This window comes from Rhizobium sp. M1 (assembly GCF_002531805.1).
Lineage (GTDB): Bacteria > Pseudomonadota > Alphaproteobacteria > Rhizobiales > Rhizobiaceae > Rhizobium > Rhizobium etli_C.
Genome location: NZ_NWSW01000016.1, coordinates 15,646 through 40,141 on the forward strand (window position 1 = coordinate 15,646; position 24,496 = coordinate 40,141).

General features: G+C 61.3%; 25 protein-coding genes. 15 read left to right on the forward strand and 10 right to left on the reverse strand.

Annotated features, from left to right (window positions below; genetic code table 11):
• Nucleotide 1 precedes the first annotated feature (1 nt).
• A complete protein-coding gene (locus CO655_RS16655; protein WP_009992419.1) occupies nt 2-469 on the reverse strand; it encodes an Lrp/AsnC family transcriptional regulator in 468 nt (155 codons plus the stop codon).
• Between the two features lie 231 nt (nt 470-700).
• Here CO655_RS16655 and trxB point away from each other — a divergent pair, with 231 nt between their 5' ends.
• From trxB to CO655_RS16685, 5 genes are all read left to right on the forward strand, one after another.
• Nucleotides 701-1,675 carry a thioredoxin-disulfide reductase gene (gene trxB / locus CO655_RS16660; RefSeq protein ID WP_097665523.1) on the forward strand — a complete coding sequence of 325 codons (975 nt, stop codon included), beginning with the start codon at nt 701-703 and terminating at the stop codon, nt 1,673-1,675.
• Between the two features lie 22 nt (nt 1,676-1,697).
• Nucleotides 1,698-2,594, forward strand: a complete 897-nt coding sequence (locus CO655_RS16665; protein WP_004671024.1) for a LysR family transcriptional regulator VtlR — start codon at nt 1,698-1,700, stop codon at nt 2,592-2,594.
• Nucleotides 2,595-3,257: 663 nt separating this feature from the next.
• Entirely contained in the window at nt 3,258-3,551 is a 294-nt protein-coding gene (locus CO655_RS16675; RefSeq protein ID WP_064684315.1) for a metalloregulator ArsR/SmtB family transcription factor, read from the forward strand.
• Nucleotides 3,552-3,675: 124 nt separating this feature from the next.
• A complete protein-coding gene (locus tag CO655_RS16680) occupies nt 3,676-4,800 on the forward strand; it encodes an alkene reductase (protein WP_097665524.1) in 1,125 nt (374 codons plus the stop codon).
• A 77-nt stretch (nt 4,801-4,877) separates the two neighbouring features.
• A complete protein-coding gene (locus tag CO655_RS16685; protein WP_097665606.1) occupies nt 4,878-5,678 on the forward strand; it encodes an aminoglycoside phosphotransferase family protein in 801 nt (266 codons plus the stop codon).
• Here the strand turns inward: CO655_RS16685 and CO655_RS16690 are convergent.
• Nucleotides 5,675-6,700: an NAD-dependent epimerase/dehydratase family protein gene (locus CO655_RS16690; RefSeq protein WP_097665526.1), complete on the reverse strand. Its 1,026-nt coding sequence runs from the start codon at nt 6,698-6,700 to the stop codon at nt 5,675-5,677. The two genes, CO655_RS16685 and CO655_RS16690, sit on opposite strands and share 4 nt — an antisense overlap.
• 93 nt (nt 6,701-6,793) lie before the next feature.
• Here CO655_RS16690 and CO655_RS16695 point away from each other — a divergent pair, with 93 nt between their 5' ends.
• A complete protein-coding gene (locus CO655_RS16695; protein WP_097665527.1) occupies nt 6,794-7,699 on the forward strand; it encodes a LysR family transcriptional regulator in 906 nt (301 codons plus the stop codon).
• A 271-nt stretch (nt 7,700-7,970) separates the two neighbouring features.
• Nucleotides 7,971-8,486 carry a GrpB family protein gene (locus tag CO655_RS16700; protein ID WP_097665528.1) on the forward strand — a complete coding sequence of 172 codons (516 nt, stop codon included), beginning with the start codon at nt 7,971-7,973 and terminating at the stop codon, nt 8,484-8,486.
• A 2-nt stretch (nt 8,487-8,488) separates the two neighbouring features.
• Here CO655_RS16700 and CO655_RS16705 read toward each other — a convergent pair whose 3' ends face one another.
• Nucleotides 8,489-8,770, reverse strand: a complete 282-nt coding sequence (locus tag CO655_RS16705; RefSeq protein ID WP_004671042.1) for a DUF2188 domain-containing protein — start codon at nt 8,768-8,770, stop codon at nt 8,489-8,491.
• A gap of 231 nt (nt 8,771-9,001) precedes the next feature.
• On the opposite strand from CO655_RS16705, the gene CO655_RS16710 reads away from it, so the two are divergent.
• The gene (locus CO655_RS16710; RefSeq protein WP_097665530.1) at nt 9,002-10,099 is read left to right on the forward strand and encodes a calcium:proton antiporter; all 1,098 of its coding nucleotides are present in this window, start codon (nt 9,002-9,004) and stop codon (nt 10,097-10,099) included.
• Between the two features lie 25 nt (nt 10,100-10,124).
• Here the strand turns inward: CO655_RS16710 and CO655_RS16715 are convergent, their stop codons facing one another.
• The 5 genes from CO655_RS16715 to CO655_RS16735 all read right to left on the reverse strand — a co-directional run bounded on the left by CO655_RS16715 (nt 10,125) and on the right by CO655_RS16735 (nt 14,163).
• A complete protein-coding gene (locus tag CO655_RS16715; protein ID WP_097665531.1) occupies nt 10,125-10,994 on the reverse strand; it encodes a 3-deoxy-manno-octulosonate cytidylyltransferase in 870 nt (289 codons plus the stop codon).
• A 28-nt stretch (nt 10,995-11,022) separates the two neighbouring features.
• Nucleotides 11,023-11,928, reverse strand: coding sequence for a glycosyltransferase family 8 protein (locus tag CO655_RS16720; RefSeq protein WP_097604660.1), 906 nt, complete (start codon nt 11,926-11,928; stop codon nt 11,023-11,025).
• Nucleotides 11,929-12,213: 285 nt separating this feature from the next.
• Nucleotides 12,214-12,600: a type II toxin-antitoxin system VapC family toxin gene (locus CO655_RS16725; protein WP_097665532.1), complete on the reverse strand. Its 387-nt coding sequence runs from the start codon at nt 12,598-12,600 to the stop codon at nt 12,214-12,216.
• A gap of 2 nt (nt 12,601-12,602) precedes the next feature.
• The gene (locus tag CO655_RS16730) at nt 12,603-12,863 is read right to left on the reverse strand and encodes a type II toxin-antitoxin system prevent-host-death family antitoxin (protein ID WP_097665607.1); all 261 of its coding nucleotides are present in this window, start codon (nt 12,861-12,863) and stop codon (nt 12,603-12,605) included.
• Nucleotides 12,864-12,960: 97 nt separating this feature from the next.
• The gene (locus tag CO655_RS16735; protein ID WP_038690321.1) at nt 12,961-14,163 is read right to left on the reverse strand and encodes a pyridoxal phosphate-dependent aminotransferase; all 1,203 of its coding nucleotides are present in this window, start codon (nt 14,161-14,163) and stop codon (nt 12,961-12,963) included.
• Nucleotides 14,164-14,400: 237 nt separating this feature from the next.
• Between CO655_RS16735 and CO655_RS16740 the strand changes: the two genes are divergently transcribed.
• The 4 genes from CO655_RS16740 to CO655_RS16755 all read left to right on the forward strand — a co-directional run bounded on the left by CO655_RS16740 (nt 14,401) and on the right by CO655_RS16755 (nt 20,666).
• Nucleotides 14,401-16,074 (forward strand): glycosyltransferase family 39 protein, encoded by a 1,674-nt coding sequence (locus tag CO655_RS16740; RefSeq protein WP_097665533.1) that lies wholly within the window; start codon nt 14,401-14,403, stop codon nt 16,072-16,074.
• 246 nt (nt 16,075-16,320) lie between these two features.
• Complete coding sequence (locus CO655_RS16745; protein ID WP_097665534.1) at nt 16,321-18,702, forward strand: marine proteobacterial sortase target protein; 2,382 nt, start codon at nt 16,321-16,323, stop codon at nt 18,700-18,702.
• The gene (locus CO655_RS16750; RefSeq protein WP_097604643.1) at nt 18,692-19,465 is read left to right on the forward strand and encodes a class GN sortase; all 774 of its coding nucleotides are present in this window, start codon (nt 18,692-18,694) and stop codon (nt 19,463-19,465) included. The genes CO655_RS16745 and CO655_RS16750 overlap by 11 nt, the downstream gene beginning before the upstream one ends.
• Before the next feature lie 58 nt (nt 19,466-19,523).
• Entirely contained in the window at nt 19,524-20,666 is a 1,143-nt protein-coding gene (locus tag CO655_RS16755; protein WP_097665535.1) for a PQQ-dependent sugar dehydrogenase, read from the forward strand.
• Between the two features lie 23 nt (nt 20,667-20,689).
• On the opposite strand, the gene CO655_RS16760 is transcribed toward CO655_RS16755, so the two are convergent.
• On the reverse strand, nt 20,690-21,091 hold the full coding sequence (locus tag CO655_RS16760) for a hypothetical protein (RefSeq protein WP_245423846.1): 402 nt from the start codon (nt 21,089-21,091) through the stop codon (nt 20,690-20,692).
• A gap of 260 nt (nt 21,092-21,351) precedes the next feature.
• Here CO655_RS16760 and CO655_RS16765 point away from each other — a divergent pair, with 260 nt between their 5' ends.
• From CO655_RS16765 to CO655_RS16775, 3 genes are all read left to right on the forward strand, one after another.
• On the forward strand, nt 21,352-22,242 hold the full coding sequence (locus CO655_RS16765; RefSeq protein WP_097665609.1) for a DMT family transporter: 891 nt from the start codon (nt 21,352-21,354) through the stop codon (nt 22,240-22,242).
• 486 nt (nt 22,243-22,728) lie between these two features.
• Nucleotides 22,729-22,944: a cold-shock protein gene (locus tag CO655_RS16770; protein WP_003561293.1), complete on the forward strand. Its 216-nt coding sequence runs from the start codon at nt 22,729-22,731 to the stop codon at nt 22,942-22,944.
• 149 nt (nt 22,945-23,093) lie between these two features.
• Complete coding sequence (locus tag CO655_RS16775; protein ID WP_010028683.1) at nt 23,094-23,555, forward strand: BA14K family protein; 462 nt, start codon at nt 23,094-23,096, stop codon at nt 23,553-23,555.
• 63 nt (nt 23,556-23,618) lie between these two features.
• Here CO655_RS16775 and CO655_RS16780 read toward each other — a convergent pair whose 3' ends face one another.
• Nucleotides 23,619-24,491 carry an oxidoreductase gene (locus CO655_RS16780; RefSeq protein ID WP_097665610.1) on the reverse strand — a complete coding sequence of 291 codons (873 nt, stop codon included), beginning with the start codon at nt 24,489-24,491 and terminating at the stop codon, nt 23,619-23,621.
• Between the last annotated feature and the right edge of the window lie 5 nt (nt 24,492-24,496).

Consider the following 24,496-nt stretch of genomic DNA (forward strand, 5'->3'; position numbering starts at 1 on the left):
TTCAGACTTCCACCAGCCCGAGCTTCTTCACCTGCCGGATCGTAAGCATGGTGCGCACGGTGTCGACATGTTCGTTCGCCGTCAGCACCTCGATGACGAAATCCTGGAAGTGGGTCAGGTTTTCCGCCACGCAATGCAGCAGGAAATCGCTGTCGCCCGAAACCATCCAGGCTTGGCGCACCAGCGGCCATTCGGTGGTGGCGGCGGCGAAGGCCTTGAGATTGCCTTCCGACTGATGCTTAAGCCCGACCATGCAGAAGGCGACCAGGTCGAAGCCGAGCTTCGGGCTGTTCAGCATGGCGTGATAGCCTTCGATGATGCCGGCTTCCTCGAGCTTGCGCACCCGGCGCAGGCAGGGCGGCGCCGAAATACCGACGCGATCGGCGAGCTCGACATTGGTCATGCGGCCGTCGGCCTGCAGCTCGCGGAGGATCTTTATGTCGATGACATCGAGCTCGGTGCGACCCACATCATGGCCTTTCTTTAATTCTCCGCGGCGAGCTTCTATATAAAGCCGCGGAATACGCAAGAAAGTTTCACGCCGATGACGGATTCTTGCACAACAGGGTGATTTGCCTTGTTGGTAACGCAAGGCTGCCCTTGAATAAAAGCATTGGTCGTTCATAAATGGCGCATGGACCGCGAAACGGCCGCAATCGCTATTTAGCCGCCGCCCTCCTGCCAGTCGAAAGGAAATGACATGCCCGCCCGCCACACCAAGGTGCTCATCATCGGTTCCGGACCCGCGGGCTATACCGCCGCGGTCTATGCCGCGCGCGCCATGCTGAAACCGGTTTTGATCGCCGGTCTCGAACAGGGCGGTCAGCTGATGATCACCACCGATGTCGAGAACTATCCGGGCTTTGCCGATCCGATCCAGGGTCCCTGGCTGATGGAGCAGATGCTGCAGCAGGCAAAACATGTCGGCGCCGAGATCGTCAACGACCTCGTGACCGAGGTCGACATGAACCAGCGGCCCTTCGTCGCCCGCACCGACAGCGGCCAGGTGTGGACCGCCGATACGCTGATCATCGCCACCGGCGCGAAGGCCAAGTGGCTCGGCATCGAAAGCGAACAGCATTTCCAGGGCTTCGGTGTTTCAGCCTGCGCCACCTGCGACGGCTTCTTCTATCGCAACAAGGATGTGATCGTCGTCGGCGGCGGCAACAGCGCCGTCGAAGAGGCGCTCTATCTCTCCAACATCGCCAAGTCGGTGACATTGGTACATCGCCGCGACACCTTCCGCGCCGAGAAAATCCTGCAGGAACGGCTGTTCGCCAAGGAAAACGTCAAGGTGCTGTGGAACACCGAAGTGGCCGAAATAACAGGCACGCCGGCAAAACCCCCGATGCCGCAATCCGTCTCCGGCGCCCGCCTGCGTGACGTCAGAACCGGTGCTGTCACCGAGATGCCGATCGACGGCGTCTTCGTCGCCATCGGCCACGCGCCGGCAACCGAGCTCTTCAAGGACAAGCTGAAGCTGAAGGACAACGGCTATCTCTGGACCGCGCCGGATTCGACCGCGACCAGCCTCGAGGGTGTCTATGCCGCCGGCGACGTGACCGACGACACCTTCCGCCAGGCCGTCACCGCCGCCGGCATGGGGTGCATGGCAGCGCTCGAAGCCGAGCGATATCTGACGGGCCACATGCCCGTCGCCGTGGCTGCGGAGTAAGAGCGGCATGAGAGGCGGGGGAATGCCATTGGATTGGGACAAGCTGCGTATTTTCCACGCAGCTGCCGAGGCGGGTTCGTTCACGCACGCGGCCGATAAGCTGCATCTGTCCCAATCGGCCATCAGCCGCCAGGTGAGCGCGCTCGAGCAGGATGTCGGCACCAAGCTGTTTCACCGCCATGCACGCGGCCTGATCCTGACGGAACAGGGCGAACTGCTGTACCGCACCGCCCATGACGTGCTGCTGAAGCTCGAAACCGTGAAGATGCAGCTCACCGAGACGACCGAGACCCCGTCCGGCAAGCTGCGTGTGACGACGACGGTCGGCCTCGGCCAGGGCTGGCTGACCGACAAGATCCAGGAATTCCTGCAGCTTTATCCCGATGTGCAGATCCAGCTGATCCTCGACAATGAGGAAGTGGATGTGAACATGCGCCATGCCGACTGCGCGATCCGCCTGCGCCAGCCGCAGCAATCCGACCTCATCCAGCGCAAACTCTTCACCGTGCACATGCACGTCTATGCCGCTCCCTCCTACATCAACCGCCACGGCGAGCCGCAGAAGATCGAAGATCTCGACAACCACCGCATCATCACCTTCGGCGAGCCGGCGCCGAGCTACCTGCTCGACGTCAACTGGCTCGAAGTCGCCGGCCGCTCGTCGGACAACAAGCGCATCCCGCATCTGCAGATCAACAGCCAGACCTCGATCAAGCGCGCCTGCCTGCTCGGTATCGGCGTCGCCTGCCTGCCGGATTACATCGTCGGGCGCGATCCCGGCCTGATTCAGCTGGCGATCAATGCCGACGTCCCCTCCTTCGACACCTATTTCTGCTATCCCGACGAGATCAAGAACGCCGCCAAGCTGAAGGCCTTCCGCGATTTTATCGTCAGCAAGGCCAGAAACTGGAACTTCTAGAGCATGATGCCGAAAAGTGTGAGCGGTTTTCGGTCGACATCATGCTCACCTTCTTTGGTTTAGATCCGAATGATTTTAGGCCGGGATCGGCCTCAAATCATCCGGATCCAGGCCAGATTTATGGAATGATTTCTATACTATGCAGAGAGCGCATGACTGACATGCGCAAATGTGGGTTGCCGTTTGCCCATTAAACCACCATATCGCACATAGCTGATGCACATGGTGGCTTTTCCTCCCAGTTCCACCGCATTAGCTGTTCCCCTCTGGAGGTTTTTGACCTTCACACTTATAAGGGCCCTGGTTTTCCAGCGGCCCTCTTTTTTTGCCTTGCCGATCGGGGCAATGCTGCATCGCAAAAAATTTGTGCGGCGCATAGCAGGCATGCACAAAAAAGCATTGAAACCTGCCTAAGGAAGCACCATATCCCTTTCAGCTGATGCATTTCGTGGTTTCTCTCCCAGTACCACCGCATTAGCTGTTCCCCTCTGGAGGTTTTTGACCTTCACAACTTATAAGGGCCCTGGTTTCCAGTGGCCCTCTTTTTTTGCCCAAAATTTGCGCATGCCCCGGCAGCTGCCGCCTCACGCCTCCGTGATTTGCATATCGACGAGTATCGATCCATATATCGAGAAAATACGATTTATGGATCGACAAACCGCGATGGACAGAGACGAGATCATCAAGGCGCTCGCGCATCCCACCCGGATGGCCATTCTGAACTGGCTGAAAAATCCGGAGGAACATTTCCTCACGCAGGAGCATCCTTTCGAAATGGGGGTCTGCGCCAGCCAATTCGAACGGTGCGGCCTGTCGCAGTCGACGGTTTCGGCCCATCTCGGGACACTGCACCGCGCCGGTCTCGTCACCACCAAACGCGTCGGACAGTGGATCTTCTACAAGCGCAACGAAGACACGATCGCAGCCTTCCTCAAGCAGCTGACGCAGGACCTGTAAAATCTCCGCCGCAGCGCTGATGGCCCGATCGGCCTTGACGCAACGGCGCTCGAGCATCTCTCCGCCGGGGGCCGAGCCGCCCTTGCCCCCGCCGAGTGATCCTCCCGCAAAAGAAAGGACCATCATGGCCAAGCTTTTCGAACCCACCAAGGTTGGCGACATATCAGTCAAGAACCGCATCGTCATGGCGCCGCTCACCCGCAACCGCTCGCCGGGCGCGATCCCCAACGACCTCAACGTCGAATATTACCGCCAGCGCGCCACGGCAGGGCTGATCATTACCGAAGCGACCGCGATCACCCATCAAGGCCAGGGTTATGCCGACGTGCCCGGTCTTTATAGCAAGGCAGCGCTCGAAGGCTGGAAGCGTGTGACCGACGCCGTTCACGCCGCCGGCGGCAAGATCGTCGTACAGATGTGGCATGTCGGCCGCATTTCGCACACGACGCTGCAGCCGGATGGCGGCAAGCCGGTCTCCTCGACCAATCGCGTCGCCAAGGCCAAGACCTATCTGGTCAACGCCGACGGCAGCGGCAGCTTCGCCGACACCTCCGAGCCGCGCGCGCTCGAAACCGCCGAAATCCCTGGTATCGTCGAGGATTACCGCAACGCTGCCCGCGCCGCCATCGACGCCGGCTTTGACGGTGTCGAAATCCATGGCGCCAACGGCTATCTGCTCGACCAGTTCATTCGTGACGGCGTCAATGACCGCACGGACCAATATGGCGGCTCGATCGAGAACCGCACGCGGCTCGCCTTTGAAGTCGTGGATGCCGTCGTGAGCGAAGTCGGTGCCGGCCGCACCGCGATCCGCATTTCACCGATGACGCCGTCGGGCGAAAGCTACGATTCCAATCCGCAGGCCACCTTCGCCCATGTCGTCGAGGGACTGGCCAAATACGACCTCGCTTATCTCCACGTCATCGAAGGCCAGACGGGCGGCGACCGTGATTACAAGCAGGGCGACAATCCTCCCTTCGACTACAAGGCGCTGCGCCGGACCTATGAAACGGCCGGCGGCAAGGCCAACTGGATGGTCAATAACGGCTATGACCGCGACCTGGCGGTCGATGCCGTCGAAAGCGGCCGCGCCGATCTCGTCGCCTTCGGCAAGCCCTTCATCGCCAATCCCGACCTCGTCGAACGGCTGGCAAAGAACTTGCCGCTCAACACGCCGGACCAGTCGACCTTCTACGGCGGCACCGCCAAGGGTTACATCGACTATTCCGCTGTCGAGAAGGTCGCCTGAGCCTTTCGGATCCGAATTGCGAAATCCCGCTGAGCGGCGGGATTTCCATTTCCGCTCCATCTTTGTACGGTGTCGCCATGTTCGCTCCCTATCTCGATCGCTGGTCGCTCATATCAGACGGCGAGCCGATCCTCACCCATTCGAGCCGCCTGCTGCCGGTCCTCTGGCAGGATAGGCCCGCCATGCTGAAGGTGGCGACAGACAACGACGAACGATATGGCGCGCTGTTGATGCAATGGTGGGACGGCGATGGCGCGGCCCATGTCTACGCCCATGAGGGCGACGCCGTGCTTCTGGAACGGGCGACGGGCAAACGCTCGCTGCTTGCCATGGCGATGAATGGCGAAGACGACGAGGCCAGCCGTATCCTCTGCCGGACGGCCGCAAGGCTGCATGCGCCGCGCCAAAAGCCGCTTCCCGATCCGATACCCCTCACCCGCTGGTTCCGTGAACTGCAACCGACGGCCGATAAAGTTGGCGGCACATTTGCCGATTGCTCGACGGTCGCCAAAGCCCTTCTTTCCGACCCGCGCGAAGTCACCATCCTCCACGGCGACATTCACCACGGCAATATTCTCGATTTCGAGACACGCGGCTGGCTGGCGATCGATCCGAAGCGCCTTCACGGCGAACGCGGCTTCGATTTCGCCAATATCTTTGCCAACGAGGAGCTGCCAACCATCACCGATCCCAGCCGTTTCCGCCGCCAGCTCGCCGTCGTCTCGATGGAAGCGAGGCTGGAGCCGAAGCGGCTTTTGCAATGGATCGCCGCCTATGCCGGACTTTCCGCCGCCTGGTTCCTCGGAGACGCAAACACGCCTCAGGTCGAGACCGCTCTGACGGTCGCCCGGCTCGCCCTTTCCGAACTTGCGGCTTAACGTCCGCCCTGCAGTGAATGCCCGATAACGGCGGACGCTGTCTGATGATGCTGCGGTTCGGACAGGCAGCCGAGCGCCACGAGCGTCGCCTTGACGGCCTCGTCGATCGGCGTGCGCGGCTCTTTTCCGAGTTCAGCCGTCAGTTTGGTGTTCGACATCCGCAACGGCACCTTCCACAGATAGCGCATCTCGTTGATCTCCCGCATCAAGGGAAGGAAGGGCGTAGCGAGCGGCACGATCCACCAGGGAAAACGCCCGATCTTCGCCTTGCCGCCGGCAACGCGCCTGATCGTTTCCGCCATCTGCATGCCGTCGGCATCCCAGAAGCCGTCCATATGATAGACGGCAAAGGACGGGAGCCGATCGGCCCGTTCGATGAGCTGCGCCATGGTTTCCGCCATGTCGGGCAAGTAGGTCCATTGATGACCGACTCCACGCCGTCCGGGGTTTTTGATCGTGCCGACCGGCTTGCCCGGCGTCACCAGGCCGGACGAGAACCAGCTGTTGGCAGTGGCGCCCGGACCGAAGAAATCGCCGGCGCGGACGATGATGGCGCCGATGCCGGCTTGCGCCGCCGCCTTCAGCCGTTCCTCCATCTCCACCCGGATCGCACCTTTCCTGGTTACCGGATGCTGCGGGCTCTCCTCCGTCGGCATCGGCAGGGCATCGGGACCGAAATTATAGACGTTGCCGGGCAGCACGATGCGCGCGCCGACAGCGCGGGCAGCGGCAATTGTATTGTCGAGCATCGGCAGCACCAGCTTGTCCCAGTCGCGGTAGCCCGGCGGATTGACGGCATGGACAATCAGCCCGACGCCTTCGGCCGCCTTCAGGACGTCGCCGGCATTCATCGCATCGCCCTGGACCCATTCGAATACCGGCTCTTTCCCCATCGCCCGTTCCGCATCACGGTTCAGCGCGCGGATCCGCCAGCCACGCTCCAGCAGCTTTCGCGCGACCGCGCCGCCAATCCCACCGGTCGCGCCGAGAACAAGGGCGGTCTTCTTCGTCTCTCTGCTCATCACATGCATCTCCTTCGATCCATGAAATGAATATGCTCCCGCCCTCACATAAACGAAATTGACGAAATCAGTGGATCCGACATACAAAAATATATGAACTCCGAACCGAGCTGGGATTTCTATCGCAGTTTCCTCACCGTGCTCCAGCACGGATCGCTGTCGGCCGCCGCCCGCGAGCTGGGGTTGACGCAGCCGACCATAGGCCGCCATGTCGATGCCCTGGAACTGGCGATCGGCGCCGAGCTCTTCACCCGATCGCCGAACGGTCTGCTGCCGACCGACGCAGCACTGGCGCTCGAGCCCTATGCCGAGACGCTGGCGGCAACCACCGCTGCGCTGTTGCGGACCGCATCCAGCCAACGCGAACGCGTCGCCGGAACGATCAGGATCAGCGCCAGCGAGGTCATCGCCGTCGAAGTGCTGCCTGCGATTCTCGGGCCGTTACAGGACGCCCATCCCGAGCTGCAGATCGAACTCTCGGCTTCCGATGCGATCGAGGATCTGGTGAATCGCGAGGCCGATATTGCCGTGCGCATGGCCGAACCGCAGCAAGATGCGCTCGTCGTGCGCCGCATCGGCGATATTCCGCTCGGCTTCCATGCCCATCGCCGCTATCTCGAACGATATGGCATTCCGCAAAGCGTGGCTGACCTCGCACATCATCGGCTTATCGGCTTTGACCGGCAGACGGCCTATGTCCGCCTGGTGATGAAGCGCTATCCGGTGCCGGACGGGATCAAATTCGCCTACAGGACCGACAGCAACCTCGCCCAGCTTGCCGCGATCCGCGCCGGGGTCGGCATCGGTCTCTGCCAGATCGGGCTTGCACGGGAGAATGCTGATCTCGTGCATCTCCTGGCCGATGCTTTCAACATCCCGCTCGGCACCTGGGTGGCGATGCATGAGAGCCTGAAATCCTCGCCACGCTGCCGCGTCACTTTCGACGCGCTGGTCAACGGCCTGCAGGATTACTACCGGTATTCGACTAGAACAGGATGATTTTAGGCCCGGTCGGCCTAAAAACTGAATCCTGTTCTAAATTAAAGAGTTAGTGCATGATGTCGTCCGAAAACCGCTCACACTTTTCGGCATCATGCTCTGGCGGATAGTCCCAAAATCGGAATCGATTTCCGAAAGGAATCATGCACAATTCAAGGGATCGTCAGCGCGTCTCCACCGGGATGCGCATCACTTTATACCCCTGTTTTTCCTGCGATTCCTGACACCAATCGCATCACCATTTTGCTGACATTGCTCTAACAGGATAAAGATGACACCTCACAATCCGGTTGAACTGGTGCCTTACGATCCGCAATGGCCGGCGGATTTCCGGCGCATCCGCAGCCGGCTGCTCACCTGGCTGCCGCAGGCGCTCTCCATCGATCATATCGGCAGCACGTCGATAGCGGGCATGATCGCAAAGCCTCTGATCGATATCGACATCGTTCTTCCCGGCCTCGAGCATATCGCCGATGCCACAGCGGTGCTTCTGGCGGAAGGCTATGAACCGCGCGGCAATCGCTATGACGACGAGGTCTGGGCATTTTTATCGAGAGGTTCGGCACCGGCGGAGCGGGTCTACCTTTGCCCGGCCGGCAACGGCACACATCGAAACAGGCTGGCTTTCCGGGATTATCTCATCGCGCATCCGAAGTCGGCGAGCGAGTATGCCGCGCTCAAACGCAGACTGGCAGCCGCGTTCAGGACGGACGGCGATCGCTATACCGCGCAGAAGCGCGACTTTGTCGACGCGATCGTCGCGCGGGCATTGAAGGGCAATGCTTAGCGTCACGCGCCATGCGGGGCTCCGGCCGCGCGATCCTGCCACAGGCCGTCCACCACTTCCGTTTCCGGCCGGTCTCCGCCCTCGGCGTATTCCTCGTGCCACTTGCCGTTTTCGTCCTGCCAGCTGATCTCGGCGGAATCGCCGCCGACCTGCTGTTCGGCCGCGACGATACGCGCAGCTTCGAGCGCCTCGGCATGGCTCGGAAATGCTTCGGAATAGACGCCTCCCAGTCTGTAGGCCCAGCCGCCGTCATGCGGCACGACTTCGTAGACCACCTTTATCATGCATCCGTCTCCTCATCTTTATGTTGCGCATTCGCACGCCTCCGGACAGGGTCCGGATCATCGCGGCCGCTTGACGAGAATACGAGGACGCCGCGATCTGCTTTCCGGCCCCGATGGCGTTCAGTATTCCATTAAACGCCGAAGACTGCAAATAGCAGAGTGCCGTGGCGCGCTTCCCATCCCGAATCAGTGACTTAGTTAAGAGGCATGAATCGCAACGGGAGCTTTGATTTGGGCATCGCTTCACGCTTTAAAGCGGAAAAATATCTCGTCGCCGCGCTTGCCGCCGCGATGATCGCGTATCTCCTGGAACACGCAGTGATCGAAATGGGACGCGGTGTCGCGCTGCTCGCCGCCACCGCCCTGGTCGCCACCATCGTGCTTGCCTCGATCCGCGTCGCCCATCATGCCGAACTGCTCGCCGTCAAGGTCGGCGATCCCTACGGCACGATGATCCTGACACTTTCGGCCCTCGCCGTCGAAGTCCTCATCCTCGCCATCATGATGACCGGCGAGAGTTCTCCGACGCTGGTGCGCGACACGATCTATTCGGCCCTGATGCTCGACATCAACGGCATTCTCGGCCTCGCCGCCCTGCTCGGCGGCCTCAAACACGGCGAGCAGCCCTATAACGACAATTCGGGCAAGACCTACGGCGTGATGATCCTCACCGCCATGGGCATTTCCATGATCGTGCCGGAATTCGTGCCGAGCGATAAGTGGCACTATTATTCCGCCTTCACCATCGTCGCGATGATCGCGCTTTACGGCCTCTTCCTGCGCATGCAGGTCGGGCAGCACAGCTATTTCTTCAGTTACAGCTATCCGCGCTCCGAGCGGAAGAAGGAAAGTCACGACGAACGCGACACCGAGGGACCGGCGGCGGCCTCGATCGTGAGCATCCTCGCAGGCATAGTCATCATCGGCCTGCTGGCGGAGTTCATGTCGGCTTTTATGGCTGAGGGCCTGCGCGATAGCGGCGCCCCGATCGCCGTCACGGCCGTCGTCGTCGCGGCGATTTCGGCCGCCCCCGAGATCCTGACCGCCTTGAGGGCGGCGTTGCGGAACCGGATGCAGGCGACGGTCAATATCGCCATGGGCGCCTCGCTGTCGACGGTGATCCTGACGGTGCCCGCCATGGAGGCGATCGCGCTCTATACCGGCCAGCCCCTCATCATGGCGATGACCCCGGTGCAGACGGTGATGGTCGCGATCACGCTGATTGCCGCGGCAATCAATCTCAACGACGGCGAGACCAACGCCATCGAGGGCATGACGCATTTCATCCTGTTTTCCACCTTCGTCATGCTGACGGCGCTGGGGCTTTGAAGACAGAACACTGCGGTGAAGCAGCTTATCCCTTCGACTTTTCGAGGAAGCGCTCTTTACGGGTTTTCGGCTTGAAGCGCCGGAAGAAATTTTCGATGGCGCGAATGGATTTGGTGACTGACATCAGCCTGTCGATCTGGCCGTTGGCATTATGGAGCCGCTCGGACAAGACTTCGGCCGCCGTCATCGCGATCTCGATCGGCGGCACCTGTGGAAACCGCTTGGCGAGCGCCGAATAGGGGCTGGCATCGACGCCGCCCACCATCGAGATCGAACCCATTCTGGCAAAGAGGCGCAGGAAGATCTGCTCGAACGTCCAATCGTGCACGTCGAAGACCTTCCACTTCTCGCTTCTCTTGGCCGAAAAGCCGGCAAGCAGGATCTTGCCCGGCAGTTGCAGGTCGGCGAGCCAGAGCGCCATCGCGAAGCCGCTCGTGGCGATTTTGCCCTGGGGATAGAGATCGCCAAGCATTTGCGTCAGATCGAGGTGGCGGGCCTTGGCGCCATTGAAGCGGCTTTCCTCGCTGAAGTTTTCCTCCGGGGAGACGCGAATATTGATGACACCCAGGAAGTCATCGCCGGCAAAGAAGCGCAGGACATCGCCCACCTCGCGCCGGTGGACGATATTGGCGCCCATCACGCCGCTGCGGGCAACCAGCACCGCATGACCGGCGAAGGGCTCGTCGAGCACCTTGTAGACATTGTTGAAGAAGACGTAGAGCGCCGTCTCCGGCAGCTCGCTTCTGAGCCGTTCGAAATCGACCGCCTCGCTGTTTGCCACAAGCACGATGTGGGAATAGCGCGACAGCAGCGCCTTCCACGCTTCCGGTGTCACGAGATTCACTCCGCCATCTTCGGCGGCCGTAGTCCTGATATCGCTCGGAATTGATTCCATCGGCTCACATGCACTTTCCAAGGACGATCTAGCTGTTGCTGAAATAGGCGCGCATCCGTGCAAGCCGCGTCAGCCCGCCGATCTGCTTTCCCACATGCGAGAAGAAGCCGGCAACCCGGCCCGCTGCCGACGGCTGCCTGCAGAAGGAGGCCCACGGCGTGTTGCGGAGATCCTCGGCATAACGCACGGCCATCCGACGGTGCACCCAGGGAACGGTCGCCTGCCACGGTTTCTTGCGGCCGGTGAAATGGAGGATCGCCGGCCGGGCGACAAAAGGCAGCAGTCCCGTCTGCGTGTTCCAGCGCGGATCGAGCACCAGCCAGTCGCCGTCGAATGTGACGTTCAGCGCATCCTGATCGTTGTTTTCGAACAGATGCGAGCGCTCCTCGAAGATCTCCCGGGTCCTGGCAAAAAGCCCCTTCGCCCGGCAGACCGACCAGTCGAACAGCAAGACGCCGGCATTGAAATAGCGTCCGCCCTCGCCCATGCCGATCTTGCGCTGCCGCGCGCCCGCCTTCTCGGGAAAGGCCATGACATAGTCATCGACGGCGGCAAGCGCCTTGCCCTGGAGATCCCTGGTGAAGAGTTCGTCGACGGGCGCTACCGCCAGCACATCGGCGTCGAGGTAAAGCAGGCGCTCGATATTCCCCGGAATTTGCAGGTCCATATAGAGCCGCGCCAGCGTGGCGGCGGACCAACGGCCCCGCGCCTGGCGCGCCGTATCCGGCGTCGCATAGGGCAGCACCTTGATCGTCATGCCATGCAGGCGCGCGAAGCTTTCGACCTCGGCGACCTCGTTCGGCTTCAGGTCGATGCCGAGAAGCAGGAATTCAACACCAGCCTTCGCCAGATTGCGCTTGACGGAAAGCAGGGTGCAGCAGGCAGCCGGCAGCATGTTGACGTCGGAACAGACGATGACGGCACTCTGCTGCAAAATCCGGCCTCCCAAAGCGGCAACTTGAACTTGATGGCGGATATCTAGTTGGTTTGGCGGCCGCCCGCAACCTGAGATCACCCGCGCCGACGGCGCTCCCCCTCACGATTTGAATCGGAATTCAACGACTTGCGAGGCAAAGCGGAATCGATGCCGCAAGGTCTTCAATCAGGATGGAAGCCTAAAGCATGTCGCGCAAAAGTGTGCAGCGGTTTTGCGATGACGACATGCGAGAAATCAAAAACCCGGAGCGCTGGGAGCGAAGCTGAAAGATTGCGACGCGCTTCAGAGGCGCAGCGCCAGCGGATGGTCGACAACCAATCGGTCGACCGTCGCAAGCTGCAAGCCCTCGACCTTGCACTGCGCCAGCAGCAGCCGGTCGAAGGGATCGCGCGTCTCCGGCTCGGGATCGGCGGCGGTGATGACGTGCGGGACCTCGACGGGCAGGATCGTCAGCCCGGCCTCCCGGAGATAGACGGGAATGGTCTCTAACGGCAATCCCGGCTGCAATTTGCCCAGCCTCGTCTTGATGGCAATTTCCCAAAGACTGGCAACGCTGACGAAGCCGCTGGCGGCATGGTCCGAAAGCAGCTGCTCGACACGCGGGAAACGTTCCGTCAGTTGCTTCTGCGCAATCGCGATCACCATGTGCGTGTCAAGCAGGACCCGCATGGTCACGGCAGCGGCTTCAGAAGGAAATCTTCCGGCAGAGGATCGTCGAAGTCGTCGGCGATATACATCTCCGTCCTCGTGATGCCCTTGGAACGAAGATAGGCCTCTCCAGCCTCCAGGTTCAAACCGCCGCGCTTCTGATGCGGCACGAGATCGAAGACCGGCTTGCCGTTGCGGGTCACGACAATGGTCTCGCCTTCCTCGACCTCGCGGGCAAGCTCGGTCAGGCGGTTCTTCGCGTCACGGATCGAAACGGTCTTCATGACGTCAAATGTAGCCACATGCAGCCACATCGTCAACGCCGCAACAAAAAGGCCCGCCGTCGCCGGCGGGCCTTCGATCGATGTTAGCGCAACCGGCTTACTTGCAGGCGGCGCAGAAGCGCTGGATGCGGCGGCAGGCTTCCTCGAGCAAATCCTCCGAGGTTGCGTAGGAGATGCGGAAGTTCGGGCCGAGGCCGAAGGCCGAGCCGTGAACGACGGCCACACCTTCCGATTCCAGAAGCTCGGAAACGAAATCCTCGTCGGTCTCGATAACCTTGCCGGACGGCGCCGTCTTGCCGATCAAGCCGGCGCAGGACGGGTATACATAGAAGGCGCCTTCCGGAACCGGGCAGACGATGCCCTTGGCCTGGTTCAGCATGGACACGACGAGATCGCGGCGGCCTTCGAAGATCTTCTTGTTCTCGGGGATGAAGTCCTGCGTGCCGTTCAGCGCTTCGACGGCCGCCCACTGGGCGATCGAGGTCGCGCCGGAGGTCTGCTGACCCTGGATCATGTCCATCGCCTTGATGAGCTGGATCGGGCCGGCCGCATAGCCGATACGCCAGCCGGTCATCGCATAGGCCTTGGAGACGCCGTTCATCGTCAGCGTGCGGTCGTAGAGCTTGGGCTCGACTTCGACAGGCGTGACGAACTTGAAGTCGCCATACGTCAGGTGCTCGTACATGTCGTCGGTCAGCACCCAGACATGCGGATGCTTCATCAGCACGTCGGTCAGCGCCTTCAGCTCGGCATGCGTATAGGCAGCACCCGTCGGGTTGGACGGCGAGTTGAAGATGAACCACTTGGTCTTCGGCGTGATCGCCTTTTCGAGATCGGCGGCCTGGAGCTTGAAATTGTGTTCCTGGGTCGCAGAAACGAAAACCGGCGTGCCGCCGCACAGCGCCACCATCTCGGGATAGGAAACCCAGTAGGGCGCAGGGACGACGACCTCGTCGCCGGGGTTCAGCGTCGCCATGAAGGCGTTGAACAGGATCTGTTTGCCGCCCGTGCCGACGATCGTCTGCTCCCAGGAATATTCCAGGCCGTTCTCGCGCTTGAACTTGGCGGCGATCGCCTTGCGCAATTCGGGAATACCGGAAACCGGCGTGTACTTCGTCTCGCCGCGGTTGATCGCGTCGATGGCGGCCTTCTTGATATTCTCGGGCGTATCGAAATCCGGCTCGCCGGCGCCGAGGCCGATGACGTCGCGTCCTTTTGCTTTCAGCTCGCGCGCTTTCTGGGAGACGGCGATGGTGGCTGAAGGCTTCACACGGGAAAGAGCATCGGCAAGGAAGGCCATGATATCGGTCCTAATGGTTGAAACGGGCAGAAAGCCGGGACCGGAGTTCTGCGGTTAGCTCTATGTCCAATGTATGACGGCATTTCAAGCGCAAAGGCGTGATGGGGGCAATGATTCTTATTGATCGTTTTCGCCATAGAGGGCGAGCCGGGGTTCTTGCCATCTTAGCACGAGGAGGAGGGTCAGTACTCAATTTGGATGAATTGCTTTTTAAGCCACTGCTGATGAACTGCCGGCATGAGAAAGCCGCCCCGCAACCCCTCCCCACCGCTGCGTCTCGCGCCGGACGACCTGGAATTGAATCGGCCCGAAAGTCGGCAATACCCGCAGGAGACGATCGACCGGGAAAAGGCTGCCCGCAACTATCTGAACCTCGACACGGCAATCCTGCTGGGGATCCTGATTATTGCGATCGTCTTCAGGTTCCACAAGATCACCTTGCCGCTGGTCGACGGCTTCAGTTGGCGTGAGATAAGCACCGCCATGATGGCCGACAACTTCCAGCAGCGCAGCTGGAACATCTTCTTTCCCGAGGTCAGCTGGACCGGGCCCGGGCCAAGCTATCAGGGCCGCGAGTTCCAGATCGTCAGCTATCTCTCAGCCCTGCTCTACCAACTCTTCGGCTGGCACGACTGGTTCGGCCGCGTGGTTGCGGCCTTGTTCGGGCTGCTGACCGTGTTTTCGCTGCACAGGCTGACGGCGCTGTGCTGGGGCGAGAGGCACGCCCACGCGGCAGCATTGGCCTACGCGCTGATGCCGGCGGCGATCCAGATCGACAGCTCGTTTCTTCCCGATCCCGCGATGCTGGCCTTGGTCACTCTTGGTGTCTGGCTGTTCGCCAAATACTGGGTCGGCGGCAGCGGCTGGCTCTTGCCGCTCGCCACGGCCAGCTTCTCGCTGGGCGTGCTGTCAAAGCCTCCGGGCATCGCCGCCGGCGCTGTCATCTTCTATCTGATGGTCCGCTGGATTCTGGAGAAGAAGTGGAAGCAGGCGAGCTTGGTCTTCCTGTCAGGGCTTTTGAGCCTGGCCATCATCGGCGCTTATTTCAGCTGGGCGATCTATCTCGCCCGCAGCTATCCGCCGTTTCATTTCGCCGGCAGCGGCGGCTATATCTGGGATTACGGCTTCTGGACATATGTCAGGGACAGATTCTACTTCAAATCCGCATGGAACACCTCGGTCTTATGGTTCTATGGCTATCCGTTCATGGTGCTGTTCGCCGTCGGCATGTGGATGCCGCCCAGACCCGCCGAAGACCCGAAGCAGCGCATCCTTTCGGCCATTCCCTATGTGTGGCTGGCTGCGGCGTTTATTCTTTATCTGGCGGCGGCGGGCGAGATCACCAGCAATGTGTGGAACTTCCACATCTTCCATGTGCCGGTTGCGATATTCTGCGGCCATGGCGCGCTTCTTCTGGCAAGGCTTGCATCGACAACCTTTCTAACGCCGGCAGTGATGCTTCGCTTGATCTGTATCGTCGCCATAGCGCTCGGCTGGTCGACCCTTCCGCTGGTCAGGACGATGAAGAAGCCGGTCGCGATGAAGGGCAAGCTGCTTGGCGAGGAACTGGCGCGGCTGACGCAACCGGGCGATCTCGTCGTCGCCATCGCGCCGGAAGTCGGTGATCCCGTCGCAGTCTACTACAGCAGGGCGCGCGGCTGGGTATTCCCGCCTGGCGGAGGCGATTCCGAATGGTCGAAATTCGTCGCCGATGACGCCACCGCAATCGCACAGCTCGAGGAACTGCGCGCGCAGGGCGCGGATCTGTTCGGCGTGGCCAAGAACGCCACAGACAAGCAGGACCTGCTGTTCGTCGAGCATCATAAAGGCCTGATCGACTATCTGGACAGGACCGCAACCAAGCTTACGGATTCAAATGATTTGCTGGTCTACAGGATCACCCGTCCCTGAGAGCCGCGGAATGAGCCTCGACGGTTCAGGGCCACGCATTCGACCGCATCACGTCCGGCACTTTCGCGGCGGCAACGGTCGCGTTTTGTCACCTAAGCCCTTAGAAATCAGGGGCATTGTCGGATTCGCCCTTCGCCACGAATAAGCCGCAACAAATGCCGTACACCGCCGCAATTCGGTCGCGAGCGCGCCGAGATCGAAGCCGCATCATTGCGTTATCCAAAATTGGTTATTGAGGGTACGCCAATGTTTCTGGAAGATGAGTTCGCCATCGGGCGCATGCGCATGCGCCGGATTTCCATTTCATTTCTTGTCGCCGCCACCGCCTTTGTCGCCTGCGTCGCAGCCATGCTGGGGCTTGCCTCAGCCGCGCGCGCCGAGGCGCAGCAGACATCCGGTCAGCTCGCGGCCCTCGTCCGGCCGAACGACGTCAATAGCGGCTCGCTGCTCTTCCCGTCGAAGGAACCCGGCTTCTACGTCGAAGCGCCGCGGCTGAAGACCGACGTCGCAATCGACGTCTCGGGACCGATCGCCAGGGTGAAGGTGACGCAGCGCTTCCAGAACCCGAGCCAGGGCTGGGTCGAGGGCACCTATGTCTTCCCGCTGCCGGAGAATTCCGCCGTCGACGCGCTGAAGATGCAGATCGGCGAACGCTTCATCGAAGGCCAGATCAAGCCGCGCCAGGAAGCCCGCGAGATCTACGAGCAGGCCAAGGCCGAGGGCAAGAAGACGGCATTGCTCGAACAGCAGCGGCCGAACATTTTCACCAATCAGGTCGCCAATATCGGCCCCGGCGAAGAGATCGTCGTGCAGATCGAATATCAGCAGACGGTCCGCCAGTCGGGCGGCGAGTTCTCGCTGCGCTTCCCGATGGTCGTCGCGCCGCGCTACAATCCGGCGCCGATCGTCCAGACCGTCGAATTCAACAACGGCGCCGGCTTCGCCACGCCGAGCGACCCGGTGGAAAACCGTGAGAAGATCGAAGCCCCAGTGCTTGATCCGCGCGAGAATGCCAAAATCAACCCTGTCTCGCTGACTGTCGATCTCAAGGCCGGCTTTCCGCTCGGCGACGTCACATCGTCCTTTCATGGGGTCGATATCGGACAGGACGGCGACCAGGTGAGGACGATCAGCCTGAAAGGGGATTCCGTCCCCGCCGACAAGGATTTCGAGCTCACCTGGAAGGCTGCTCCCGGCAAGACGCCGAGCGCCGGTCTCTTTCGCGAAGTGAAGGACGGCAAGACCTATCTGCTCGCCTTCGTCACTCCGCCGACGGCGCCGGATGCGGCAGCGCCGGCCAAGCGCGAGGTGGTCTTCGTCATCGACAATTCCGGCTCCATGTCCGGCCAGTCGATCGAGCAGGCAAGACAGAGCCTGGCCCTTGCCATTTCCAAGCTGAATCCGGATGACCGCTTCAACGTCATCCGTTTCGACGACACGATGACCGATTATTTCAAGGGCCTCGTCGCCGCCACGCCAGACAATCGCGAAAAGGCCATCGCTTATGTCAGAGGCCTGACCGCCGACGGCGGCACCGAAATGCTGCCCGCCCTCGAGGACGCGCTGCGCAACCAGGGGCCGGTCGCAAGCGGAGCGCTGCGCCAGGTCGTGTTCCTGACCGACGGCGCGATCGGCAACGAGCAGCAGCTCTTTCAGGAAATCACCGCAAACCGCGGTGATGCCCGCGTCTTCACCGTCGGCATCGGCTCGGCGCCCAATACTTACTTCATGACCAAGGCCGCCGAAATCGGCCGCGGCACCTTCACCCAAATCGGCTCGGCCGATCAGGTGGCAAGCCGCATGGGTGAGCTCTTCACCAAGCTGCAAAACCCCGCCATGACCGATATCGCCGCGAATTTCGAAGGCGTCGCGGCCGAGGATATCACGCCGAACCCGATGCCCGACCTCTACAGCGGCGAGCCCGTCGTGCTGACGGCGGAACTGCCTGAGGACAAGCCCGCCGGCAAGCTGCAGATCATCGGCAAGACGGGCGACCAGCCCTGGCGCGTCGAGATGGATATCGCCAATGCCGCGGACGGCAACGGCATCTCGAAGCTCTGGGCGCGGCGCAAGATCGACGATTTCGAAGCCCGCGCCTATGAGCGCCGGGATCCTGCCGCGCTCGACAAGGATATCGAGACGGTGGCGCTTGCCCACCACCTCGTCTCCCGCGTCACCAGCCTCGTCGCCGTCGACGTCACGCCGTCGCGGCCGGCCAACGAGCCGCTCGGCGCGGCAAAGCTGCCGCTCAACCTGCCTGACGGTTGGGATTTCGGGAAGGTGTTCGGCGAAAATGCTGCGCCGCTTGGCGGCGGGCAAGACCACGGCTCGACCGCGCCGACGGAGGGTTCCGGACCGCAGCAGGCTGCCGCCGTCATCCAGGGGCGCGACGCATCGCCCGAGATCGCAAACCTGATGGCCGCAGCTCCGACCGCGAAGGCGGCCACGATGATCGCGCAGAAGACTTCGACCGTGAACCTGCCGCAGACGGCGACCCGCGCCGACGAACAGATCATGCGCGGGCTTACCATGCTGCTCTTGGCGCTGACGGCGGCAAGCGGACTCGCCGTGTGGCGCCGGCGCCTCAAAGGCGTCTTCACCGTCGGAGGCAGACGCAATGGCCGCTAGTCGTCCTGCCGACAGGAACGAGGGGGCGGCTGAATTCGAGCCGCTTCCGACCTACCTGGAACTCGCCATGGCCGCGGCCACGGCCCATGACAGACCGAAGGCGCGCCAGAAGAAGGGCTTCTTCCTCTGGCGCCTTTCGCCGATCGAAAAGACGATCGCCTTCGCCATTTCAGGTCTTGCTCTTTATGGCCTGGCGCTGATCGGCGACGGTGTCCTGTTGAAGGCGAAGGCGGAGCTCTCGCAGGTCCTGCTGAAGCGCGCTTTCGCCGCCGAACTGCACGGCGAAGAGATGAAGCCCTGGCCCTGGGCCGATTTTACGACGGAAGCCAAGGTGCGCGCGCCGCGCCTCGACAAGGAGGCCATCGTGCTCTCCGGCGCCTCCGGCGAGGCCCTCGCCTTCGGTCCCGCCTGGCTCGCCAACACGCCGCAGCCGGGCGAGCAAGGCACCTCCGTCATCGCCGCCCATCGCGACACGCATTTCCGCTGGCTCCAATATGTAAGGCCCGGCGATACCATCGAAATCACCCGCCGCGACGGCAAGCTGTTGACTTTCAAGGCTGGCGAAGGCCGCATCGCCCCATGGGACGCGAGCGGCATCGATCCCGCCTCCGACGGTCGCCGCCTGGCGCTGACCACCTGCTGGCCCTTCGATGCGACCGAACCGGGGTCGCTGCGCTACATCGTCGAAGCGGAATTGGTCGACGGCGAGGCGACCGGCTCCGTTCAACCGGCAAACACAAAGCCGTTATTGCAGGGCGAATGAGGTTGAAGCCTTCCCCTGCCCGCTCCACGTTCAGCATGAAGAGACGACGGGGAGCAAGATGAAGAGAGTATCCGCCTTCCATTTCGCTGCAGCGCTAGCGTTCGCAGGCGCCATATCGGCCAACGCGGCCGATACCGTCAATACACAGGGTCCCGCTGTTCGTGTCGAAAAACTCGCCGATGGTCTCGACCATCCTTGGGCGGTCGAGGCACTGCCCGGCGGCGGCTATATCGTTACCGAGCGGCCCGGCCGCATGCGCATTATCCGCGACGGAAAACTGTCCGAACCGATCGCTAACGTGCCCAAGGTCAGTGCCCGTGGCCAGGGCGGCCTACTGGACCTGGCGCTCGCCCCGGATTTTGCCACGAGCAGAAAGCTCTATTTCACCGCCGCCATGAGGAACGACCAGGGCTCCGGCACCGAAGCCTTCAGCGCGAAGCTTTCTGCTGACGAGAAGAAGCTCGAGGCTGTAACGCCTCTGTTCGGCATGCGGCGCTTCACATCCACCAACATTCACTATGGCTCGCGGATCGCGATTGCCCGTGATGGCACACTGTTCATCAGCGTCGGGGATCGCGGCGACCGCGACCGTTCCCAGGATTGGCAGGACAATGCCGGCGCGATCATCCATATCAATGCCGACGGCAGCATCCCCGCCGACAATCCGTTCAAGGACGGCGGCAAGGCGCTGCCGGAGATCTGGTCGAAGGGCCACCGCAACCCGCAGGGCATCACCTTCGACGCCAAGGACGGCAAGCTCTATACGGTCGAGCACGGCGCGCGCGGCGGCGACGAAATCAACCAGCCCGAAGCCGGCAAGAATTACGGTTGGCCGATCATCACCTACGGCCGCGACTATTCCGGCGCCGAGATCGGCGAAGGTACCGCCAAGGAAGGGCTGGAGCAGCCGCTGCAGTACTGGGATCCGTCAATTGCGCCCGGCGCGCTCGCAGTCTATCGCGGCGCCATGTTCCCTGAATGGGACGGCGACTTCCTCGTCGCAGCGCTGAAATTCCAGCTGCTTTCGAGAATGCAGCGGGATGAGAGCGGCGCCTTCGTTGCCGAGGAACGCCTGTTCGAAGGCGACTACGGCCGCATCCGCGACGTCGTCGTCGCGCCCGACGGCGCGCTGCTGATGGTGACCGACGAGGACGACGGCGCGCTGCTCAGGGTCTCGCGCGCCGAGGCCAACAACGGCTGAGATCCCGATCAGTCCCGAGGCGTCTATTGGCAGCTGTATTCCCAGATGAAGTATTGAGGATGCCTAGCGTCAGGATCCTCATCCTGTTCCGGATCTTTGCTCAGCCAGATATTTCCGAGCGAGGAAACACCGTCCTGGCAGGTGGTTTTGATCAGTCTGGCCACCATCTCGAAAACCTGCAAATGGCGGTCACGAAACGACATTTCGGCCAGCGGGCCCGTATATTTTTTCCCGCTGTGAGTGACTTCAATTCTGCGATTTTTCGAAGTTAGGGCGGTAACTTGATAACTGAATTTCGATCCGTTCCGCTCTATTGTTCCACTTTTCACAGCGTCGCCGGCATGAGCCGGTCCCATAGCAACGACCAGAAGACCCAACAGCGCAATAAAGCTTAAATATTTTCCGCCCATGAAAAGCGCCCCCATTACATTCACTTGATACGCTCTAACCATCTACACAATCGGGCGGCATTGCCACCGCAGCCATCTCTTGTTCCACAGGAACATGATCTCAAGGCGATTGGAGAACAGAGCGATCACCAACGGGTAGACGTTTCAGAGCAAAGTAGAGTCCGCCCAAGACGCAATCGATCATCTTCGGCGACCCGCCAAAACCTCACCCTTGCCGAATGGAAACGCAACTGCTAACCGCTTCAAGCACCTTCCCCTTCACCTTCGAGGACGACATGACGCGCGTTCAGGCGAATCTCCTTCTATTGCTTGCGGCTGCCATCTGGGGCGGCGGCTTCGTCGCTCAGTCGACGGCGATGAAGGCGATCGGCCCGTTCTGGTTCATCGGCCTGCGTTTTGCCGTCGCCACATTTGCCGTGCTGCCTTTCGTCCTTTTCGAAGCGCGCAAGGCCAAGGCGAAGACAAGCAAGCGGCACGCGAGACTCTACATGCTGACCGGCCTTGCCCTTTTCGGCGGCGCTGCCACGCAACAGGTGGGACTGCAGACGACGACGGTGACGAATTCCAGCTTCATCACCGGTCTCTATGTCGTCTTCGTGCCGCTGATCGCCGTGTTCTTCCTGCGCCGTGCCCCGCATTGGATCATCTGGCCGGGCGCACTGATGGCCGTCGCGGGCATTTACCTGCTGTCCGGCGGTCATCTCTCGGCGCTGACGTCGGGCGATCTGCTGACCGTCGTCTGCGCCGTCTTCTGGTCGATCCAGATCACCCTTGCCGGCACGACGGTTTCCGAGACCGCAAGGCCGCTGGCGCTTTCCGCCACGCAATTCGCCGTCACCGCGGTCTGCGCGCTGGCAATTGCGGTCGCCGCCGAACCGATCAGTCTTTCCTCGGTATTGGCCGCAGCCCCGCAGATCCTCTATGTCGGCATCTTCTCCTCTGGCCTGGCCTTCGTGCTGCAGGTGATCGGCCAGCGCTACACGACGCCCTCGCAGGCGGCGATCTTCCTCTCTTCCGAAGCTCTCTTCGGCGCATCGCTCGCAGCGCTGCTGCTCGGTGAGTCGATGTCGGCCACGGGCTATACAGGTTGCGTGCTAATGTTTATCGCTATGCTTGTGGTCGAACTGGTGCCGAGCTTCACCCGCCGGGGCCTGCGGGCCGCCTGAACACGCGTCCAAATATGGGTGGATGGCCAATCCGAAAAAAAATTCACTGAACCGGAAAGACGCGTTCACGTTGCATTTTTGGCAAAATCTGCTCGAAATTTATATTGCAGACGATACAAAACGTTAATCATGCTCCTTCGGCGAAGGAAATTTTGCGTTTTTGCGCAAATTGGCTGTTGGCGGGAGTGTGCCCTGAACGACACGTTAAAAAACTTTTGCTTGCCAAAATCCCGGAAACGCCGCACTCTCGCCTCGTTCGGGCATTTTGCGAGCATGGGAAGTCCTTAAGTATTTGCGCGCCGGAAACGCTAATATTCCGGTCAGCCGGTTCCAAAAAAGGCAGGCGAAAGTCCTGTCTGGGGCAGGCCGAGGTAGAGGGGACCTTTTTCTCACATTTCAAGAATTGCCTGCCAACACCTCCCGCAAGGAGGCAATGCTATGATGCTGCCCGTGTGGATGGCGGGCAGAGAGAAAAGGACCTGACGCATGGCCGAGACTGGCACTGTAAAATTCTTCAATACCGACAAAGGCTTCGGCTTCATCAAGCCGGACCGGGGCGGCGCCGATATCTTCGTTCACATTTCTGCCGTTCAGGCTTCCGGCCTGGCCGGTCTGACGGAAAACCAGAAGGTAAGCTTCGACACGGAGCCGGATCGCCGCGGCAAGGGCCCCAAGGCCGTCAATCTGCAGATTGCGGGCTGAACCCTTAACAAGGCTGTCGAATTTCGAGTTGAAGCCCGGCAGCAATGCCGGGTTTTGTCATTCAGCCTTCGTTCAGCTAGCGAACGGTAGGACTAGCATCATCGAGAAAGGAACCGGGGTTCGGTTCCCGGGATTAGGACTCTCTGCTTATGAACAGGCTCGCAAAAACTCTTCTGCTGACGGCAACGGCCGCCGCACTTACCCTCTCCGCCATCGGCGAGGCATCGGCTCGCGATCGCCATTGGCGCCGCCACGGCGGCAACGATGCGCTTGTCGGCGGCGCTGTCGGCCTTGCGACCGGCCTGATCGTCGGCTCCGCCATCGCCAATGCCAATAACGGCCCCGTCTACGAAGAGCGCCGTTATATCGACCCGGCCTACGAGCCGGATTATTATGAGCCGGCACCAGTCTATCGCGCCCCACGCCGCGTCTATGTCGAAGAGCCGCGATATGTCGAGCAGCCGCGATACTACGCGCCGGCCCGCACGGCGGTGGAGCCCTGGTCGCCGCAATGGGAGCGTTACTGCTCCTATCGTTACCGCTCGTTCGATCCGCGCACGGGCACCTATATCGGTTATGACGGCCGCAGCCACTTCTGCACCGCCGGCTGAATGCTCGACTATCACTGATACAAAGCGCCGCTTCTCAGCGGCGCTTTTGCTTTTTGGATCCCTTCACCCGGCTTTCTTTTCCGAAGGCATCGGTCCCACCTCGGCATCAGGCTCGAAATCGGTCGAGACGCTGACGGTGCGCCATTCCCGGTCGGCTGCCATACGTGCTGCATCCGCCTTCTCGACGTTGCGCACCGCATCGCTGCCGAGCAACAGCCGGAACGGCGGCTCGTCGAGACCGGCAATGTGGATAATGACCGCAGCCGCTTTGGCAGGATCGCCGGGCTGACGGCCGTCATACTCACGCTGAAAGCGCGCGGTGGTGCCGACCGTTTCCGCATATTCCGCCCGCCCCTCGGCAAGCACCGTCGAAGCGCCGGCGAAATCCGTCCTGAAGCCGCCGGGCTCGAGCACCGTCACTTTGACGCCGAATGGCGAAACCTCCTTCGCCAGCACTTCGGAGAAGCCCTCGATGCCGAATTTTGCCGCCGAATAAGCGCCGCGGCCGGCAGGCCCGATACGCCCGCCGACGGAGGAGAACTGAATGATATGGCCCGCCCCCTGCCCCCGCATCAAGGCGATCACCGCCTTGCTCATGATGATCGTGCCGAACAGGTTGGTTTCGATCTGGGCGCGGAAATCGGCAAGGCTGGTATCCTCGATCGAGCCGACATTGCCATAGCCGGCATTGTTGACGAGCACGTCGATACGGCCGAACCTCTTGACGGCTGCCTCGACGGTTGCGGCCGCTGCCGCCTCGCTCGTCACGTCAAGCGCCAGCGTCAGCACCTGCCCGCCATAGCGATCGGAAAGATCGGCGAGCTGGGCGGGATTGCGTGCCGTCGCCACCAGATTGTCGCCGGAGGCCAGGACTGCCTCCGCCAGCGCCCGGCCGAGGCCGCGCGAACTCCCCGTAATCAACCAAACTTTCGACATCGGAA

Bases quoted from the DNA above. Each gene is read 5' to 3' on its own strand.
- trxB (WP_097665523.1), top strand. From the start codon at position 701: ATGCCCGCCCGCCACACCAAGGTGCTCATCATCGGTTCCGGACCCGCG.
- CO655_RS16665 (WP_004671024.1), top strand. From the start codon at position 1,698: ATGCCATTGGATTGGGACAAGCTGCGTATTTTCCACGCAGCTGCCGAG.
- CO655_RS16675 (WP_064684315.1), top strand. From the start codon at position 3,258: ATGGACAGAGACGAGATCATCAAGGCGCTCGCGCATCCCACCCGGATG.
- CO655_RS16680 (WP_097665524.1), top strand. From the start codon at position 3,676: ATGGCCAAGCTTTTCGAACCCACCAAGGTTGGCGACATATCAGTCAAG.
- CO655_RS16685 (WP_097665606.1), top strand. From the start codon at position 4,878: ATGTTCGCTCCCTATCTCGATCGCTGGTCGCTCATATCAGACGGCGAG.
- CO655_RS16690 (WP_097665526.1), bottom strand. From the start codon at position 6,700: ATGAGCAGAGAGACGAAGAAGACCGCCCTTGTTCTCGGCGCGACCGGT.
- CO655_RS16695 (WP_097665527.1), top strand. From the start codon at position 6,794: ATGAACTCCGAACCGAGCTGGGATTTCTATCGCAGTTTCCTCACCGTG.
- CO655_RS16700 (WP_097665528.1), top strand. From the start codon at position 7,971: ATGACACCTCACAATCCGGTTGAACTGGTGCCTTACGATCCGCAATGG.
- CO655_RS16705 (WP_004671042.1), bottom strand. From the start codon at position 8,770: ATGATAAAGGTGGTCTACGAAGTCGTGCCGCATGACGGCGGCTGGGCC.
- CO655_RS16715 (WP_097665531.1), bottom strand. From the start codon at position 10,994: ATGGAATCAATTCCGAGCGATATCAGGACTACGGCCGCCGAAGATGGC.
- CO655_RS16725 (WP_097665532.1), bottom strand. From the start codon at position 12,600: ATGCGGGTCCTGCTTGACACGCACATGGTGATCGCGATTGCGCAGAAG.
- CO655_RS16730 (WP_097665607.1), bottom strand. From the start codon at position 12,863: ATGAAGACCGTTTCGATCCGTGACGCGAAGAACCGCCTGACCGAGCTT.
- CO655_RS16735 (WP_038690321.1), bottom strand. From the start codon at position 14,163: ATGGCCTTCCTTGCCGATGCTCTTTCCCGTGTGAAGCCTTCAGCCACC.
- CO655_RS16740 (WP_097665533.1), top strand. From the start codon at position 14,401: ATGAGAAAGCCGCCCCGCAACCCCTCCCCACCGCTGCGTCTCGCGCCG.
- CO655_RS16745 (WP_097665534.1), top strand. From the start codon at position 16,321: ATGTTTCTGGAAGATGAGTTCGCCATCGGGCGCATGCGCATGCGCCGG.
- CO655_RS16750 (WP_097604643.1), top strand. From the start codon at position 18,692: ATGGCCGCTAGTCGTCCTGCCGACAGGAACGAGGGGGCGGCTGAATTC.
- CO655_RS16755 (WP_097665535.1), top strand. From the start codon at position 19,524: ATGAAGAGAGTATCCGCCTTCCATTTCGCTGCAGCGCTAGCGTTCGCA.
- CO655_RS16760 (WP_245423846.1), bottom strand. From the start codon at position 21,091: ATGGGGGCGCTTTTCATGGGCGGAAAATATTTAAGCTTTATTGCGCTG.
- CO655_RS16765 (WP_097665609.1), top strand. From the start codon at position 21,352: ATGACGCGCGTTCAGGCGAATCTCCTTCTATTGCTTGCGGCTGCCATC.
- CO655_RS16770 (WP_003561293.1), top strand. From the start codon at position 22,729: ATGGCCGAGACTGGCACTGTAAAATTCTTCAATACCGACAAAGGCTTC.
- CO655_RS16775 (WP_010028683.1), top strand. From the start codon at position 23,094: ATGAACAGGCTCGCAAAAACTCTTCTGCTGACGGCAACGGCCGCCGCA.
- CO655_RS16780 (WP_097665610.1), bottom strand. From the start codon at position 24,491: ATGTCGAAAGTTTGGTTGATTACGGGGAGTTCGCGCGGCCTCGGCCGG.